17 protein-coding genes and 1 pseudogene are annotated in these 16,688 nt (G+C 61.2%); 3 read left to right on the top strand and 15 right to left on the bottom strand.

Going from position 1 to position 16,688, the window contains the following annotated elements; translation table 11 throughout:
* Positions 1-153: 153 nt before the first annotated feature.
* From LVY71_RS10710 to LVY71_RS10655, 13 genes and pseudogenes are all read right to left on the bottom strand, one after another.
* Positions 154-558 (bottom strand): MarR family winged helix-turn-helix transcriptional regulator, encoded by a 405-nt coding sequence (locus tag LVY71_RS10710; protein WP_051472501.1) that lies wholly within the window; start codon positions 556-558, stop codon positions 154-156.
* Between the two features lie 196 nt (positions 559-754).
* Positions 755-1,483 carry a flagellar basal-body rod protein FlgF gene (gene flgF, locus LVY71_RS10705; protein WP_024920113.1) on the bottom strand — a complete coding sequence of 243 codons (729 nt, stop codon included), beginning with the start codon at positions 1,481-1,483 and terminating at the stop codon, positions 755-757.
* Between the two features lie 1,340 nt (positions 1,484-2,823).
* Positions 2,824-3,237 carry a hypothetical protein gene (locus LVY71_RS10700; RefSeq protein WP_006021161.1) on the bottom strand — a complete coding sequence of 138 codons (414 nt, stop codon included), beginning with the start codon at positions 3,235-3,237 and terminating at the stop codon, positions 2,824-2,826.
* Between the two features lie 10 nt (positions 3,238-3,247).
* Positions 3,248-5,224 carry a conjugal transfer protein TraG gene (locus tag LVY71_RS10695; protein ID WP_235099766.1) on the bottom strand — a complete coding sequence of 659 codons (1,977 nt, stop codon included), beginning with the start codon at positions 5,222-5,224 and terminating at the stop codon, positions 3,248-3,250.
* Between the two features lie 496 nt (positions 5,225-5,720).
* The gene (locus LVY71_RS10690) at positions 5,721-7,496 is read right to left on the bottom strand and encodes a DUF3363 domain-containing protein (protein ID WP_235099765.1); all 1,776 of its coding nucleotides are present in this window, start codon (positions 7,494-7,496) and stop codon (positions 5,721-5,723) included.
* A gap of 684 nt (positions 7,497-8,180) precedes the next feature.
* On the bottom strand, positions 8,181-8,909 hold the full coding sequence (locus tag LVY71_RS10685) for a lytic transglycosylase domain-containing protein (RefSeq protein WP_235099764.1): 729 nt from the start codon (positions 8,907-8,909) through the stop codon (positions 8,181-8,183).
* Between the two features lie 4 nt (positions 8,910-8,913).
* Positions 8,914-9,243 carry a DUF736 domain-containing protein gene (locus LVY71_RS10680; protein ID WP_235099763.1) on the bottom strand — a complete coding sequence of 110 codons (330 nt, stop codon included), beginning with the start codon at positions 9,241-9,243 and terminating at the stop codon, positions 8,914-8,916.
* A 35-nt stretch (positions 9,244-9,278) separates the two neighbouring features.
* Positions 9,279-9,827 carry a S26 family signal peptidase gene (locus LVY71_RS10675; RefSeq protein ID WP_235099762.1) on the bottom strand — a complete coding sequence of 183 codons (549 nt, stop codon included), beginning with the start codon at positions 9,825-9,827 and terminating at the stop codon, positions 9,279-9,281.
* Positions 9,824-10,288 carry a DUF2840 domain-containing protein gene (locus LVY71_RS10670; protein WP_235100085.1) on the bottom strand — a complete coding sequence of 155 codons (465 nt, stop codon included), beginning with the start codon at positions 10,286-10,288 and terminating at the stop codon, positions 9,824-9,826. Before LVY71_RS10670 ends, LVY71_RS10675 begins: the two co-directional genes overlap by 4 nt.
* Positions 10,289-10,395: 107 nt before the next feature.
* Positions 10,396-10,689: a helix-turn-helix transcriptional regulator gene (locus tag LVY71_RS10665; protein ID WP_235099761.1), complete on the bottom strand. Its 294-nt coding sequence runs from the start codon at positions 10,687-10,689 to the stop codon at positions 10,396-10,398.
* 207 nt (positions 10,690-10,896) lie between these two features.
* A complete protein-coding gene (locus tag LVY71_RS10660) occupies positions 10,897-11,397 on the bottom strand; it encodes a DUF2285 domain-containing protein (RefSeq protein ID WP_235099760.1) in 501 nt (166 codons plus the stop codon).
* 82 nt (positions 11,398-11,479) lie between these two features.
* A pseudogene (locus tag LVY71_RS23045) lies at positions 11,480-11,674 on the bottom strand (transcriptional regulator domain-containing protein); the annotation flags it as partial.
* A gap of 175 nt (positions 11,675-11,849) precedes the next feature.
* The gene (locus LVY71_RS10655) at positions 11,850-12,113 is read right to left on the bottom strand and encodes a DNA -binding domain-containing protein (RefSeq protein ID WP_235099759.1); all 264 of its coding nucleotides are present in this window, start codon (positions 12,111-12,113) and stop codon (positions 11,850-11,852) included.
* A gap of 234 nt (positions 12,114-12,347) precedes the next feature.
* Between LVY71_RS10655 and LVY71_RS10650 the strand changes: the two genes are divergently transcribed.
* Positions 12,348-12,581 (top strand): helix-turn-helix domain-containing protein, encoded by a 234-nt coding sequence (locus LVY71_RS10650; protein WP_235099758.1) that lies wholly within the window; start codon positions 12,348-12,350, stop codon positions 12,579-12,581.
* A 227-nt stretch (positions 12,582-12,808) separates the two neighbouring features.
* Here the strand turns inward: LVY71_RS10650 and LVY71_RS10645 are convergent, their stop codons facing one another.
* Positions 12,809-13,999, bottom strand: a complete 1,191-nt coding sequence (locus LVY71_RS10645; protein WP_235100084.1) for a DUF932 domain-containing protein — start codon at positions 13,997-13,999, stop codon at positions 12,809-12,811.
* A gap of 409 nt (positions 14,000-14,408) precedes the next feature.
* On the opposite strand from LVY71_RS10645, the gene LVY71_RS10640 reads away from it, so the two are divergent.
* Positions 14,409-14,771: a hypothetical protein gene (locus LVY71_RS10640; protein WP_235099757.1), complete on the top strand. Its 363-nt coding sequence runs from the start codon at positions 14,409-14,411 to the stop codon at positions 14,769-14,771.
* 66 nt (positions 14,772-14,837) lie between these two features.
* Here the strand turns inward: LVY71_RS10640 and LVY71_RS10635 are convergent, their stop codons facing one another.
* A complete protein-coding gene (locus LVY71_RS10635) occupies positions 14,838-15,149 on the bottom strand; it encodes a DUF736 domain-containing protein (RefSeq protein WP_235099756.1) in 312 nt (103 codons plus the stop codon).
* Between the two features lie 580 nt (positions 15,150-15,729).
* Between LVY71_RS10635 and LVY71_RS10630 the strand changes: the two genes are divergently transcribed.
* A complete protein-coding gene (locus tag LVY71_RS10630; RefSeq protein WP_235099755.1) occupies positions 15,730-16,605 on the top strand; it encodes a hypothetical protein in 876 nt (291 codons plus the stop codon).
* The last annotated feature ends 83 nt before the right edge of the window (positions 16,606-16,688 follow it).

Raw genomic sequence — 16,688 nt, 5'->3', positions numbered from 1 at the left:
TACACTCTTGCCGCATGTTTGCCACGAACGAACAGGTGGCGATCCCGCCCTCGCCTCGCGTTTTCCACGAGTGTTTTTCGGCAGAAAGTTCCCAACTTCCTGCCGAGGTTGAATTGATTTGGCGCTGACTACACTCAATCCCAAGCTGCATTATCATTCACCAGTAGCAACTAACGCCGTTTCCTTGCGCATCCGGTCTCGTAGCGCTGAAAGTATGTTTGACAGTTGCAGAAGTGCGGGACCATCGAGGTCGCCGCGAATGGATTCTTGAAGCCGCGCGCGGGTCGGAATGAGAGGCTTCAGACGTCTGATCGCTTTATCCGTCAGCGAAAGAAGCATAATTCTTCGATCCTCCATACAACGACTCCGTTGAATGAGATCGCGTTGTTCCAGCATCTTCGACTGAACCGAAACAAAAGATGAGTCGACGTGAAGAAGTGCCGCCACGGCTTTGACGGACAATCCGCTCCCATCACTCAGTTCTTCGATCGCCATCAAGATCATCCACTGCGGACCGCTGACACCAATCCGTTTTCCTAGAAGCTCCGCGATCCGCATTGTATAAACGCTAATCGCCGATATATGCCAAACCAAGCGATGAGTGACGTCGTCACCTTCAGATGTATCCTTGCGACGAGATCTCGACGGAACGTTGAGTGCGCGCCCCGCTCTCTTCACGGAATGCCCTCGGTCTGAACGCGGGGATGCTTCCGTCCTCGCGTGGTCGGCAGGTTTGTCTGTTCTATCTATCATTTCATTCCTCACCAGCCAGCCGCTTGAGTTCGTTTGGGTCACTCTCGCGGAGGATGGCGTTAGCGACCTGATCGTAAGCGCGCGTTGCCGCCACCAGCTTGCTCATCTCATGCACGGTCCTGACGTTGGATCCCTCAAGTACTCCAGAGGCGAGCCGCACTTCGGTTGCCGCGACGTCCGTCGGCGAAGCTGCAGCAGAAAACAGTCCGCCACTCTCCGCGGAGAGCTGCCGCTGGTCCGCAAACCGGACAATGCGTAAACGCCCGATGGATCCCTTGCCGGTAGAGATTGAACCGTCGGGACCGATCGTGACCGGCCCGTCCTGCTGCGAGACCCTGATTGAGCCGGTCGAAGTCATCACCGGTTGACCGCTGAGCGTGACCAGTTGGCCTTTCGCGTCGAGCGTGAAGGCACCATTCCGCGTATATCTCTCACCACCAGGCACCGCGACGACGAAGAACCCGTCTCCGATCATCGCAACGTCGGTGGAATTGCCGGTCGCCTGAAGCGGCCCAGCTGAGAAATCCGTGAACACCGTGGCGGCGACGAGCGACCGCAACGGTGACGATCGGACGTCTTCTTCCTTCGCTTCCGTCAGATACTCCCGGAAGCGCAGACCTTCGCTCTTGTAGCCTGTGGTGGACTGGTTAGCGATGTTGCGGGCCACCGTATCGACCTGCTGACGCAATGTTACCAACCGCGAAAGACCGATAATGGACTTGTCGCTCATGGGTTGCCTCTCGGACGAGAGAGCTCCCTGCGCCTTTCCACGCAGCCGCAAGCGGTACGCTCTCGCGGTGGCGCGAAGTTGATTGCTCAACCGACGCCAGCGCGATCGTTATCGGAAAGTGACAGTCAGCTCGAAACGATTTCAGGAACGCATCAGCGTTCGGCGAAACACGTTCAGGCGAGCGACTTTGGGGGTGGAGTATTGAGGGTCGGCGAAAGCCCGTCGATTGAAATGGCTGTCCACTTCAGCCCGTATCCCATGGTCTCGCCAATCGCACTTGCGCAGGGAACTGGTATGACGCCGGCAAAACAACTGTGGCAGTGATGACTTAGCACTGCGGATTCGGAGTTATGCGATTTATCCGATGTCTGGCACGAAACGCCGGGGTCTGCTCCGAGAAACGCCATTCCGCACGCCCCATGTAAGGCGCCGCCGACCAGATAAACAACCAACAGAAAAACCGCCCCGAAAGAGCGCAAACTTCCTATATTCAAGCTGGACGCTGGTCGATAGTTGATCGCCAATTTGATTCTCCGGACACAAAATGTGTACCGCATGCTCATTGTGTCGTACTGCGACAAATCGCCATTCACATTGTGTGGGTTGCACTACGTGGAATGCCTGCGTTCTCCATATCCTGTGCCGACATCTTGCGCGATATGCCTATGGAACGGTCATTTTGTACCGAAGGTCCGCTTGTGCGCGGGCGTCTAACTCCCGAAGCCGGGGTTCGGGGTGCTCCAGCAACGCGACCGCGATATCACTGCACATTTGAATTGGCGTGTTGTCTACCGCAAGCAATGGAACGGCCTCATCGAGTAAACCGCGGTCGATCAGCAACTGGCCATAACGATACTGCCCGCGAAATCTCCCTCCTCTGCCGAACGTCGATACAGTTCGACTGCTGTCGATATATCTTGAAAGCATTCCCAACCGTGTTTGACTGGCCCCCATGGAGTGGTCCGATTGGAATGTTAGCTTAGAGCCGGAAGAACGCACACAGGTACGGGACGACGTGTTGCGCACTCTGTCCCCGGATTGGGTGCATGAGCAGAACCTGGCTCCTTCCACCGAACTGTCGGCGCGGCTTAGCTCCTTTTTCGCGCCCTGACGCGATCCCGCAAGCCGCTCATGACATACCCCTACCAAGACTAGTACTTGGATCGGTATAAGGTCAAAGCCTCCGGCGTGGCGATTTCTCGGCGGGAAACTGATGAAGTCTGGATGTCGTCGTCCAAGGCAACGCTCCGCCGAATGGTCGGCGGAGAACTCTGCCCCACCGGCCATGTCAAATTTGAGACAGGCTGGCTAGACTGGCTTTTCCTCTTCAGTGTCCTCCACTAACTTCGATCGAACTTGACGTCATCGGGTATCTCCCGCAGCAGCGTCTGTCCCTTGTTGAGACGCTCCGCCAGTGCCTCGACGAACGTCTGGAACCGCTCGCGTCCCTTCGCGTCTGCGCCGCCATTCACATCGGCGGGCAAGGACGGCGTCGCCGTCAACCAGAGACGGATGAAGAGTCCCAGCGTCTCGGTTCCAATCGCAGTGTCACGCTCCAGGCGCTGCACCTGCCGCGACAGACGGTCAAGCCGGCGCGACAACGCAGCTTCGGCCCGATCGGCGCCGTCCGGGGACAGGAAACTCGTGATCGCCGCATCGGCGATGGACGACCGGGAGATACCCTTGCGATCCGAATGATCGATCAATAGTCGCAAGGCTTCCGGCGACAAATGCATACTCGTTCGGACTTTCATCGCCATCGCCTCACAGCGTGATCCCATCGTCCGGGTCCATAGCGACCTGCCGTGCAACGCTGCGCATCCTGTGACGGATGGTGGCAGACCGAATGCCAGCCTCGCTCGATTGATCGTCGACAATGGCAACCGTTGGCGTTGGGTCCATCCCTTCCGGCACAATCGCTTCGTGTTTTGATAACGCGGGCTCACGACGGATTCCGCCGTTGGCATTATCGTTGGCGCGTTGCAACCTCTCCTCCTGTGGTACAGATGGGGGAATTGGCAGCGCCATCCAGTCATCCCCATTCTCTTGTGCTCGCGTGCTTGCCCCCACACAAGGGGGCGGCCGAACACGATCGGTGAGACGGCGATCCTCGAAATAGCGGACCTTCTTCGCACGGATCGGCGACGTCCCTGAAACCAGCACGACTTCGTCGGAGGGCGGCAATTGCATCACCTCACCGGCGGTCAGAAGCGGACGCGCTGTCTCCTGACGCGACACCATCAGGTGGCCGAGCCATGGCGACAGGCGATGACCGGCATAATTTTTCATGGCGCGGAGTTCAGTCGCGACACCCAGTGCATCCGAGACCCGTTTGGCGGTCCGCTCATCATTGGTTGCGAACGCGACACGAACATGGCAATTGTCGAGAATTGAATTATTCTGGCCGTAGGCCTTCTCAATCTGGTTGAGTGATTGCGCAATCAGAAAGCTCTTGAGGCCGTAGCCTGCCATGAAGGCCAATGCCGACTCGAAGAAATCCAGCCGTCCGAGCGCCGGAAATTCATCGAGCATGAGCAACAGTCGCCGGCGTTTTGCCTTAGCTTGGAGATCTTCTGTGAGACGCCGGCCGATCTGGTTGAGAACAAGACGAATGAGCGGCTTGGTTCGCGAAATATCCGATGGTGGGACCACCAGATAGAGTGTCGCCGGCGTCGCTCCCTCGACGAGGTCTCCAATGCGCCAGTCGCATCGCGCCGTCACCTTTGCAACCACCGGGTCGCGATAGAGGCCGAGGAATGACATCGCGGTCGAGAGCACACCGGATCGTTCATTCTCACTCTTATTAAGGAGCTCTCGCGCCGCCGATGCGACCACGGGATGCGAACGATCGGCCAGATGCAACGTCGTCATCATGGCACGAAGCGTCGCTTCGATGGTTCGCTTGGGGTCCGACAGAAAGTTGGCGACGCCGGCGAGCGTCTTATCCGCCTCCGCATACAGAACATGGAGAATGGCTCCGACCAGCAGAGCGTGGCTGGTCTTTTCCCAATGGTTGCGCCGCTCAAGCGCCCCTTCTGGATCCACCAGGATGTCGGCGATGTTCTGCACATCGCGTACCTCGCTATCGCCGCGGCGCACCTCGAGCAGCGGATTGTAGGCAGACGAAGCCGGATTGGTGGGATCGAACAACAGCACGCGGCCAAAGCTGGCGCGCCATCCGGCGGTTAATTGCCAATTCTCCCCCTTGATATCGTGGACAATGCAACTGCCAGACCATGTCAACAAAGTCGGGACAACCAGACCGACACCCTTCCCGCTACGTGTCGGCGCGAAACACAGCACGTGCTCCGGTCCGTCGTGACGCAGATATTGACGATCGATCTTGCCGAGCACAACGCCATCGGGACTCAACAGGCCCGCGGTGCCTATCTCTTTGGTTGTGGCCCAGCGGGCCGAACCATAGGTCTTCGCTTCCTGCGCCTCACGGGCACGCCACACCGACATGGCAATGGCGACCGCGACTGAGACGAAGCCTCCCGAAGCAGCGATCAACGCACCTTCGACGAAGGTACCGGGTGCGTAGGCATCATAAGAGAACCACCACCAAAAGAACGCCGGCGGCGGGTACAGCGGCAAGCTGCCGATATGGGTCCAGGGCGCGCCGAGCTGCATCTGATAGGCGAGACGCCAAGCGGTCCACTGCGTCGCACTCCATGTCGTTGTGAGTACGATTATGCCGACAACGAGTATCTGACCCCAAAGAATCTTGGTTGCGGGCACGACGTCACCCCTAATGGCAGGCTATTGCCGTCAGAGAAGCGATCTACCTGGTTCGAAACAAGCCGCTTTGGTCGCTGATCGCAATATCGGCGAACACAGCGTGCAAAGACTGACGGTCGGCTACTTTGAGATTGAGGATGGCTGGGAAACGCAAGCCGCTTTCAGAGAGGCCAGTTCAGCAGTTGCAATGATTTCCTGGCGTCAGCAGGATCTGCTATTTTCTCTACCGCTTTCAACAACCGTAAGCTCGGTTCATAAGAGCGGCCAAGGAAAACAGCGATCGCATCGATGCCCTTTCTCGCACAGTCGCCGTTCGGTAACCTAAAGGAATTGGGCCGCTTTCAGGACGGCCAACAATAACCGAATTCAATACGACCCTACTCCGACGCTAGGAACGGCGGACCGCGTGGCGGTGTCGGCATCCTAAAGGCCGGGTCACGAGGCCGCCTGAATGGCGCCATGCGGCTTTCCTTCGATGCGACGCCATATTCGGCAATCACAGTCCGAGGGATCGCTTCCGTCCAAAGCTCCAGTCAATGCTGCCGCCATCACGAACGATGCCGGTGATGTGCTGGCCGATGCGTTGATCCAAAACGGACTGCCACGGCACTAGGCTGAAACCAAGGCCGCCATCACCGTTTTCGATCATGGCAAAGCGCCCGCTGGCAAGATTGGTGGCGCCGACCAACGTTCCGCTCACACGTTCGTCAACGCCGGCCTGTTGGAAGGTGCGGCCACGGGCGGCCGCCATTTGCGGTCCGACGCGAGATATCTCCTGTTGTTCGAGACGGGCGACGAGATCGCGCGGCGCGCGGATGCCGCCGTCCGGCGCGCGCCAGGCATGACCCTGTTCGACCAACGCGCCCTTCCGTTGCTCCATCGCTTGCCGGACTTGCTGGCCGAATCCCGTTTCGGTCAGGGGTGTGCGCTGGCGTGAGGCCAGTTCGCGGTCGAGCCAGGTCGCACCTGCGCTGGCGATCTGCTGTTCCAGATCGAGGGTGGCAAGGATGCGCACCGAGGTCTGCGCCCCACGTCGCGCATCATAATCGGCAGCACGAGACACGAAGTCTTGAGGGATACGCCAATGGTCGGCGTCGATGCGTTCGACGATACCGGCGCGGCGCAGTGCTTCCAGCCGCCGGACATGACTGCGAACATAGCTATCGGAGTCACCACCGGCGATGCGAACCGCGCCGCTCTCGGCGAGCGCGCGATGGACGCTCGGCAGATACACGCCGCTGCCGCCGGCCACCTCCGCGATGTTGCGATCGGAGGCGCGCGGGCCGGCGGATGTCCCGCTTATCTGGACGATGCTCCCCATGGCTGGAGCCTCGCTGCTGGAGGCCTCGGCCAGCGCCATATGATGGACACGGCCATCGACGCCGTCGATGACAAGACCGATGCGCTCGCCGAGTTCATCGTCGAGCCGCTTGCCGATGACCTGGCCGACGATGGGCTCCGGCGTGGTCGCGCTATGCAGAACATAGCTGCCGAGCGCGCGCTGCTCGCCACGCTCCGCAAGCGAGCGATTGATCGCCTTGATGATGTCGCCACGCTCACCCAGTTCGCGCAGCGTCGGCTCCAGTCTCTCGGAGAACGACCACACTCCTGGCTCGCTCTCGGTCGCCAGCCCGTACCGCTCCAGATTCCCCAGCCGGCCGATGAACAACGTCTGGTCGAGATCGGCGCGGAGCTGGCCTGCGTCCGGCCGCAGATCGAGCCGGCGTGACGGCACCTCCTCGACCAGGATACGGTCAAGCCGGGTGAAGCGTTCAGCCGTCATCTCGGCCTCTAGCTTTCCACGCAATTCAAGATCGGTCTCCGGGCCAAGCGAGAGGGTGACCCGCTCCTGGGCGCGGATGCGCAGGCCATCGGTGATGTAGTCTTGGGCAATGATCAAGTCCTTGCCGAGGTCGTCCTTGCCGCGGATCACCACATGGCTGTGCGGATGGCCGGTGTTGAAATGGTCGATCGCGACCCAGTCGAGCTTGGTGCCGAGGTCTTCCTCCATCTGGCGCAGCACGTCGCGGGTGAAGCCGCGCAGATCCTGCAGACGGTCACTATCCTCGGGCGCAACGATGAAGCGGAACTGGTGGCGGTCGTCGCGGCCACAGTCGAGGAACTCCCGGCCATCCGCGGTGTCGGTGCCCGGCCCGTAAAGCGTTCCGCGCGCACCATCACGTGTGGTGCCGTCGCGCTGGAGATAGCGCAGATGCGCGTCCGCACGTTTGCTCCCAACGTTGAGCTTGACGATGCGCGCCTTCACGATCACGCGCCGCAGGCGCGTGCCAAGCCCCTTCCCCTCGGCAGCACGCTTCAGCCGGTCAGCTGCGGCCTGCCCGCGGCCGATGCGAGAACACTTCCCTTTCCGAGGCCACACCGCGCCGGGACCGCGGCGCCTGCGGTTTGAGAATTGCGCCGGTGTCAGTGCGGCGCCGTTCGCCTTGGCAGATGCTTTCAGCACCTGATCGATGAAGGAGCGTGGGCGTCCGCCGGCGCGGGTACCGCGATTACCGATACGGCCAGTGCGGATACGGAAGTCGGAGGCTTCGTCGCTCATGCGAGCAAGAATGCGGACACGACAGCAAGGCGCAAGACTGTTTAAGCGACCGTCGTAACGGCGCGCGCAAATACAGGAGATCGGCGGCGCAGCGATCGCCGCCCCTATCGTTGCGACGGCGTCGCGAAGAGGTGGTCGCGAAACAGCAAATATGGAGCGGTACCGCTCCGAGCGTTGAGATCATTCATCAAATTGCTGAAGCACACATCGCTACGATCTCGCCCGCATGCTCTACCTCGTGCTAACCAATGTGCAGACAACGCTTTTTTGCAAACGGGCACCGAAGGGCACCGTTTGCTTTAATCTTGCCGTCCTCCGCTCGTCTGCTGGCGTTCTCAGCAACTCCAGCCTGACTTATGCGATTGCGCGAGAAAGCACGAAAATGACGGGATGGGATTATGGCTTGGTGGGTGCAGGCACTTGTTTGACGAACAAGCCGCCGGGAAGCGGCGTGAGCGCCGACAGATCGACAGCACCGCGGTCATGTCCAACGGGGGATAACTGCGGCGTGAGCGACAACCGCGTGTCCGAGGATTTGCGCTGAGGCCGCGAGACGAATAACGACGCTCCGCGCCAGGTGTGCAACTCGCCGGCTACGATCGCGTTGTCGCCAGATTGTGCGTCGGGCAGCAGCGGCGCCAGCGATGCGACGTAGTTACGGGTCTCGTCGGGCAACGGACGGCCTGTCGCAAGGTGGTCTTCGTAGCGGGCCGGGCCGACATTATAAGCGGCCAGGAATCCGCCCGCGCCGAAGCGGTCGTGCATTTCACGGAGGTAGGCAGCACCGGCGACGATGTTGTCGTGCGGATCGTAGGGATCAGCACCGAGCGCATAGCGCTCGCGCAGTTCGGCGTAAGTGGCGGGCATGATCTGCATTAACCCGACCGCGCCCTTTGGCGAGACGACTTTGACGTTGCCGTGGCTCTCGATCCGCATCACGGCGCGTATCCATGCCGCGGGAATCGCGAAGCGCTCGGCTGCTTCGCTGACGAATTGCGACCACGGCTCGACCGCGTCGGCGACACGCGCCGACGCGGTCTCGCAGCGGGCCCTGAAGGGAATGACGACCGCAAGCGATGCGGTGACGATCACGGCAACGCGCAGCGGCTTCGCGAGCGGCGCCACCGTTTCACTCGCGCGGCGCGCGACGTGATGGACGGGTCCAGATCAGATGGAATGTGTCACCGCCGCTCACCACCTGGAACAGGTTGGCGCGGATCGGTTGGCCGAATGATGGATCGTCGATCAGCAGCGAGAGATAATCGCCAGCCTTGTCTCCGGTGCGCTTCCACCCTGCTCCGATTTCGACGTCGTCGGCAAGCACGCGGTAATTCGGCGCGTTGTCGGTTTCGCTGGCAATCGCCGGCACGATGATGATGACATCGCGTTTGAGCGTAAGGGTCCGGATGGTCCCGGTGTATCCATCGACGGTGCGGGTGAAGGTGCCGATCTGTGCCATGATGGTCTCCGTTGCTGGGTGGGTAAAGCGAAGTGTCATTGCGTCGGGGCGCGCCAGATGAAGCGGCCGTCGCCTTCTTCGTCGGTCCAAACCGGCATCGCGCGCGCGGTGACCGCGCTGCGCGGCAATGGACCGAAATAGCGGCCGTCGAGGCTGTCGGGCTCGTCCCAATTCATGAGGAAGATTTCGTCATCGGCGATCAGTCGGCAGCCTTGCCAGACCGGCAGCGGATGGCCGCGCAGATCGCGCTCGCGCGCCGGCGCGGCTGCAATGCCGTCAACGTTGATGTGCACGCCGAAACGACAGACGGTCTGCCCGGAAAGGGCGAAGATGCGTTTGAGGAGCGGCACACCGCGCGGCAGATAGCCGCCCTCCGCCAACGTCGTCGCCAGCGCTTCCGGTGGCGTCACCACGACCAGCATGGTGACATAGAGACGGTCTGGCGACTGCACCGCGTAAAGGCCGAGCGGTACGCTCGGCGTGAGATTCCAGATATAATGCGGCGGTGAGTTCGCGCCGAGGGTCGCGAGCAGACTTGCGACCGCGAGTGACGTAGCGAGGGTATAGCCAGCGCGAGGTGTCATGGCGCAACTCGCCGCCGTTTGAGCCATGCCTTATGGCGCGTCATCGTGTAAGTGCGCGGCGTATCGCCAACGCTGAGGCGGTTGTGGATGTGATGCCAATGTTCGGGCGCAGCGTCGGCGGGGTCGATGCCGAGCGCCTCGACACCGTCGATCGCCTGCAAGACCCGCGCGACTTTCGGCCAACCGGAGATCGTGAGCAGAATGAAGCCACCCGGTTGCACCAGCGGCACCGTCGTGAAAGACTCTTCCGTCTGGACCGCGCGGAGGATGTCGATCTGCGACTGCACGGTGCCGAAGTCATTGGCCGCCCAGCGCATGACGGCGAAAATAGCACCAGGTGCGAATGACACGCGGCGGCGATGACGATCGAGCCGCGCGGTGGCGACGGGATGACCAAACCGGATGCGGTGCTCGACGCGTTTTGCTTGCCAGGTCAATTCGACATGCGTCAGCGTGTCGATTGCGAGATGCGTGGTCCTCGGATCGCACGGCGCGGGCGTGCCATGCAGTAAACCCGGTGACTCGCCGCGCGCGGTTTCTGCGGAGGCTGGTCGGCGCACGATCATGGCTATGATCGCCTCACCGGGGACCGGCCGCCGACCAGCGGACCTAGGCCGCTCACGGGTTTGGCGGCATGGACGACGCCCTTGCCCTGATCGGACGTGGACTGGCGCAGACCGATGTCGGCCCAAGCCTGCAGGTCTTCGAGAGCATAAACGACACGGCCGCCGAGCTTGCGATAGCTCGGCCCGGTGCCGTAGGTGCGGTGCTTTTCCAGCGTGCGACCCGACAGGCCGAGGAACCGCGCCGCCTCGGTGGTGCGCAAATAGCGTTGCTGCGAATTGGCAGGGTTGTCAGCCATGAATGCGCCCGGTGTGGTTCGGCTGCCATCGGGGATCGACGGCGCGTCGGGCGCACGATTGCGAATTTCAGGCGTAGACAAGGATGCCGAAGATGCGACTGTCGTTTCTGTCCATCCCCCTCGTCGCTGCGAAGGACGCGCAAACGCAGCGCTGCGTTCGCCGGGCGTTGTCGCCCAGCGTTGTAGGATGGATGGCCAATGCAGCGGTTATTGGCCGATGAGCAAGTCGCGGTAGCCGCCCCGCATCCGACCGACGGCGTCTTTGACCAGCCGGATGATCTGCGACCGATACGATGAGGTCAGCCAGTCGCGCCGGCTCTGGGTCCGCACATCCGGATCAAGCAGCGTGGCGGCGAGGTCGCGGTAGGTTACCTGTTGCTGATGACCGTCAAGCGCCCTCAGCATCAAGATCATGCGGCGGCGCTGCTGTTCCGTCAGGGGCGAGGCAACCGGGCGCACCGCAGCATCCGTCAGACCATGCCAAAGGTGAAGGACGGCTTCGACGCGCTGCGCCACGTGCATATCGAATGGGATAACGGCGGCGATCGGAGCGGATGGGTTCGTATCGGGAAGAATCCAGATCCTCTGCTCGTCGCTCGCCTCCCGCCACAAGATGTGGCGGCCGTCTTCGCGTTCTATGGTGAGTGACGATGGAATCCGATCGAGCGTGATTGTGGACGCGGTCCCGACCGGCGCCGTCGTCAGCATCACCGCAGCCGGGAGCGCATTGAATTCCCACAAGACCAGCGAGCGGTCGCTGCGTTGCCGGGGGTCGCACGGGAAAACTCAACCCCCAACGCTGGGACAGCGCAAGGGCTGCCTCCAGCGCGATGGTGGTTCCACTCGCCGCATCGCGGCTCATGTCTTCGTAGTCTTGACGGTAGTCGGGATTGCGCCGCAAGAACTCCCAGGCGAAACCCGCACGTTGCACACGATCGAGATAAGCGGTCGCGTCGTGCGACCGCCAACTTTCATCATCCGGCATGCGAGCACTCCAGCGTTACTCAGCCTCAAGCAAGGCATGCCCCTCCCCGTCGCCGAGTATTTGGAAGTGTCGTCACGCGCAGAAGTCGCCGCCGCTGCAACGCGTGTTGCAATACCGTGATCAGCGAAAGGTGATGGAATAGGCGCGGTGCTTTGAAAAACGTCGCCTACTCAACTCATTGAAATGGCGGTTTGAGCAGGTCACGATATCCGGCCTTGGTCATCCATCGTGCGCGAGCAAGATGACTGTCATGCACGCTACGCGCGCGATCCGGCTCGCGTTCCGCGTCGAGACCGAAAATCACCTGCACGACCTCACGCCAGTCGGCCCCCTCCTCATCGGCATCAAGCAGCCGAAGGTAGGTCTTGAGGTGCCGCTCGTCGTAAGGCGTGACATGCGGCAGGTCGGGGGGATGGTCGTCAAAGGTAATTTTCGTCATGGCGAAAACTCGCGCCAGTCATCTGTCGACATTCTTACCGCAAAATACGGCACTCTTGCTTCGGACCGATGACAGTTTTTGGGCCATTAACAGGTCGCCCGGCTTTTACCGCAAATCGTCAAGAGGTCCGCGTCCCGTCTGCCTCCGAATTCCGTCGGATTCCAGGAGGTAAACAGGATCGGTTTGTCGAGTATACTCCGTAGTGAAATACCCTACAAGACGAACACTTTTCGAATGGAGATTCGAGAGGTGTTCGCCCGCAACCTGCGCCGGACCCGGCACGCCAAGGGGCTGTCGCAGGAGGCGTTGGCGCATGAAGCGGACGTCGACCGCACCTATATCAGTTCGCTCGAACGCGGCGTTTACGCCGCGACCATCGACATGGTCGGTAAATTGGCCGAGGTGCTCGGTGTCGAGCCGGATGCGCTGCTCCGGCGCGCATCGAAGCCGTCGCGGGCCAAGAATTAGCAAAGGTGACCGTGCCAGTCACGGTCGTGGCCATGATCGGATCATCTGAGCTGTCGGACCATCAAGGCTGTGATCATAGTGGGTCGTGTCGATCCGCGCGCCGGGCCGCAGGCCCGGCGCGCAACGGCGCGACAGCGCCCGGCCGATCCGCCACAGCGGATCGGCCGACGCGATATCGATTCCAAAAAGAGGCTGCGCCGCCGCGAAACGGCGACGCAGCCGGTGCCTTAAGCAGCGCGTTCCAGCAATTTCTTGGCCCTCCCTTCAAGATCGAGGCGCGCGTCCTGATGGGTTTTGGTGCGGGCGTGGGCGGTAAGACCCTGCACGAAATCGAACAGGCTTTCCGGCGGGCGGCCTTCCTCGTTCAACACGGTGTCGATGATCTTGGCCGTCTCCGATTTGGAAAAGCCGCGCTTGCGCAGGAACGTCTCACGGTCGTCGTCGGTGCGGGCGACAATCCGCTCCCGCGCGGCCTTGATCCCGGCGATGAACGGCGCGGGCGACGAATTGGCGAAGCTCGTCAATGCGGGTGCGGCCTCGTGGGCGAAACGCTGCGCGGCGAATTTCGAATGCCGGATGATGATTTCCTCGAAGTTCTCGACGCCCCACAGATTGCGGTTCATGCACACGGCGCGCAGATAAAACGACGCGATGCCGAGCGTCTTCGATCCAACCTCGCTGTTCCAGCAATAGAACCCCCGGAAATACACATCCGGCGATCCGTCCGGCAAACGGCCTGCTTCGATGGGATGGGTGTCGTCCACCAGAAACAGGAACACGTCGCGGTCGCTGGCATAGAGCGTCGTGGTGTCGTTGGTGATGTCCACGAACGGGTTGTGCGTCATGGTCGCCCAATCCAGCACACCCGGCACCTTCCATCGCGTGTCCCCGGTCCCGTTGCCCGCGATTTTCATCACGGCGGCGACAAGCTCGTGATCCCAGATGCGACCATAATCGGGGCCGGTCACGGCGCGCAATTCGACGCGACCGTCGTCGGCCTCCAGTGTTTTCACGAGTTCGGCGCGATGCGACAGCAAGCCATGTTGCAGATTGATCCCGGCTAACGGCGCGGGAAGCTGGCGCATGTAAGACGATGGCGCGCCGACAAGGCTGCACAATTGTCCAAAGCTCCAATGCGTCGGCGCGACGGGTTCATCGCGGCCCGGCACGATGAGCGCAAGACGCTCCGCATTGTCGCGGCTCGCCTCCACCCTTACGGCGCGGCTCTCTACGGTGCGGGCCTGCGCGCGGTCGGCGCGGCGGCGCACCGCGTCATAGAGATTGGTCAGATCGAGATAGCGTTCGTCATCGGGGCGGGAAAACCATTCCGACGAAACACGGCCTATGCGTTCGCCGCGCGAGACGTCCACGCGAAAGCCGCTGGAAACAGGCTGCTCATTCTGGGTCAGGGTTATCATGGTCATGGGTCATTCTCCTGTGGGCTTGGGTTGAAGCGCAGCGCTGCGCTGCAACCCTGCCCGTCGGCGAGACCGGGGTAGCAAGGGCAAGGGCGGCCGGAGCAGAGGGGGATCACCCGCCCGCAGGGGCGCGCAATTGCGCGCGTCTGCACGCGCCTGACGACAATGCCGTTATGAACATCCTCGACAGCGCGGAAGACCGGGGAAACCGCTCCGGCCGGCGCCGGCTTCGGCGCTTTACCCTTGCCCGCGCGAGGGCGGAGCCCTTAGCGACTTTCACTCCAAAGCGTGAGAGACCGCCATCGCCGCTGCGCTTTCCCTTGGCGCACCCATGACTGTCCGACTATGGTGCATGACGATTTCGGTGTGATTATTGATTGAAGGGATTTTCCGCGTGGTCGAGTACCTGATGACCTACGATCTTAAGGCGACGACGCCATCGCCCTATCGTGCTTTCGCGTCGTGTGCGGAGGCCGAGGGTCTCATTTACGTCTATAAAACCGGCGAGAAACTGTCGCGCCTGACAAACACGACTTTGTGGGGTCTCTTTCAAACCAAAGCTGCTGTGCGTGATGCGTTCGATCGCGCGCAAGCTGCTGCCGAGCACGAGATCGGTATCAAGATCACGTTGGAGAAGCGGGTGATCACCCAGATGGCCGACGTGTTCGTCAGGTCGGACAAACAGAAAGTGCCGGAGCCGAAATGGACGAAGTCCTCGCGCTTTGAAACCTGCCGCACGCACCAGAAGAACGATCCATTCTTTTCTTACTAGCTTGGCTTCACGCGCGCGGAAAAACGCCCCGCCTCCGAAGAGGCGGGGCGCTTCGATCCGGCCGGATCAGTCGGTGTTGCGGCGCGACCAGATCAGCGTGTGGCTGTCGTCGCCCTCGCCCTTCACCAGCGAGGCGTAGATCGGCGCCGGGAAGCTCGGATCGTCGAGCTTGACCGAGAGGTATTCGCGGTTGGTCGTCTGCGCAGTCTTTTTCCAGGCAGCGCCGAACTCGGTGGCACCAGCGAAGATGCGAAAATCGGGCGCCTTGTCGTTGTCCTTCTCGGTCGCGACGAACTTCGCCTTGACGTTGAGCGTGAGCGTCTTGACCGATCCGGTGTAGCCGTTGTCCGACGCGGTGAAGGTTCCGATGGTAGCCATGGTGGTCTCCGTTCTGTTGTCGGGCCGCGCCATCGCGGCCTCGATGGCGGTCCTGGCCCGGGAGCGATCGGCCCGCAGCCGTCAGGCCCGCAGCGCAGCGGAGGACGGCGGCAGACGGCTTTTTTGTCTCGCGAGGAATGCCGCCGCTTGGCGGCAGGGGAAAAAAGCCGACGGAGCCGTTGCGGGAAGGCGATCGAGGCGCAGCCGTCCCTCGGGCTTGATCCGCCCCTTCGAGGTTGCGTGGGGTCCGCGCCCGTGAACGGACCAATGGAGACGACCATGGCTGCCGTCGTGCCGGCGCAAGAGCCAGACCGCACCGATCATGCAACGACATGCGCGCGCATCGACGACGGTGAAAACGCGACCCAGCAAACGATGGCATCCCGTAGCATCTCCGCGTGTCGCCGGTGGCGCTGCCTGCCCAAAAAACCTGCGTGATCCAGCCGATGACTCGACGTCACGTGACAACGCGCTGCGTCCTGGCCCGATCTCGCTGCACTGTGCAGGCGTCGATCAGACAGACGCTCATCGCAGGCGTGCAACAGCATCGACGCGGTCCCAGCGCGCCGCCGGCGGTCCGGTGGCCGGGGCGCAACATGGCGACGCGCGTTTTGTGCTGTGGGATATTTCAGACGCTGAAACCAGCGCTCTCGTGGTAATGATGGCTGGTCAAACAAATCGGGATAAAACCGGAATGTCCGGCGCTGAGCCGAAATTCATCGAGATGGAAGCGGAGTTCGCGCGGTTCGTGAGAACCTTTCGCGGCGGCACCGTTGTGCGCGACTTGATCCCGGATGCGCCGCACATGGCGTTGAATGCCGATTATTACTTTTCGAGCGACGACGTCATTGCCGAGTTGAAATGCCTCTACACGGACCCGAGCGACCAGGAGCAACTCAACAAGCGTTTTCTGTCTGTCTGCCAGCGTCTTGGCTATTCCGCAGAACAGGCGCTGCAAATCGCCTTTCGCGAGATTCCCCTGCCCCGTGCAGTTGCTCAAGGCGTCATTGCGAAGTCTTTGAACCACATTCGGAAGACATTGCGGAAGGCAAACCATCAGATCGCCGCGACCAAGCGACAGCTTGGACGTTTGGATGCTTTGGGGCTGGTGATCATTTCTAACGAAAACAATCTCGCCTCTTCGCCCATAGAGCTGATCCATTTCATGTCACGAGAACTGAGTGCGACGATGAAAGACAGTCATATTGATGGGGTCATCTATATGACCGCAAATCTCTACCACCCTGTCGGGGGCGATGGCGTGGCTCGGTCGCTCTGGCTCCCAGGATATCGACGCGCGGGCACCCGACTTACGGATTTCGTCGATAATCTCGGAGTGGCTTGGCACAAATTTCGCGAAGAATTGGATGGCAGTTTGGTTCCCTCGACAAGACTGCACGAGCCACCGCTCGGTGACTTTGACGTTCGCCCTTCGCAAAGAACGTCCCAACGATAAGCGCGTGTATTTCGTCCTTGAAGAAGAGCTGTCATCGCCCGGCAAAATGCAGATATCCCGTGTTTCGTCCGTCGATCTCGCGC

The sequence above is a fragment of the Bradyrhizobium sp. G127 genome (genome assembly GCF_021502575.1).
Classification (GTDB): Bacteria; Pseudomonadota; Alphaproteobacteria; order Rhizobiales; family Xanthobacteraceae; genus Afipia.
This window is presented reverse-complemented; position numbering and strand designations above follow the sequence as displayed.

Excerpts from the sequence above, each read along its gene's own strand:
- flgF (WP_024920113.1), bottom strand. The coding sequence starts at position 1,483 with ATGAGCGACAAGTCCATTATCGGTCTTTCGCGGTTGGTAACATTGCGT.
- LVY71_RS10655 (WP_235099759.1), bottom strand. The coding sequence starts at position 12,113 with ATGACGAAAATTACCTTTGACGACCATCCCCCCGACCTGCCGCATGTC.
- LVY71_RS10680 (WP_235099763.1), bottom strand. The coding sequence starts at position 9,243 with ATGGCACAGATCGGCACCTTCACCCGCACCGTCGATGGATACACCGGG.
- LVY71_RS10665 (WP_235099761.1), bottom strand. The coding sequence starts at position 10,689 with ATGGCTGACAACCCTGCCAATTCGCAGCAACGCTATTTGCGCACCACC.
- LVY71_RS10635 (WP_235099756.1), bottom strand. The coding sequence starts at position 15,149 with ATGGCTACCATCGGAACCTTCACCGCGTCGGACAACGGCTACACCGGA.
- LVY71_RS10710 (WP_051472501.1), bottom strand. The coding sequence starts at position 558 with ATGCGGATCGCGGAGCTTCTAGGAAAACGGATTGGTGTCAGCGGTCCG.
- LVY71_RS10660 (WP_235099760.1), bottom strand. The coding sequence starts at position 11,397 with ATGCTGACGACGGCGCCGGTCGGGACCGCGTCCACAATCACGCTCGAT.
- LVY71_RS10640 (WP_235099757.1), top strand. The coding sequence starts at position 14,409 with ATGACCTACGATCTTAAGGCGACGACGCCATCGCCCTATCGTGCTTTC.
- LVY71_RS10700 (WP_006021161.1), bottom strand. The coding sequence starts at position 3,237 with ATGAAAGTCCGAACGAGTATGCATTTGTCGCCGGAAGCCTTGCGACTA.
- LVY71_RS10645 (WP_235100084.1), bottom strand. The coding sequence starts at position 13,999 with ATGATAACCCTGACCCAGAATGAGCAGCCTGTTTCCAGCGGCTTTCGC.
- LVY71_RS10675 (WP_235099762.1), bottom strand. The coding sequence starts at position 9,827 with ATGACACCTCGCGCTGGCTATACCCTCGCTACGTCACTCGCGGTCGCA.
- LVY71_RS10650 (WP_235099758.1), top strand. The coding sequence starts at position 12,348 with ATGGAGATTCGAGAGGTGTTCGCCCGCAACCTGCGCCGGACCCGGCAC.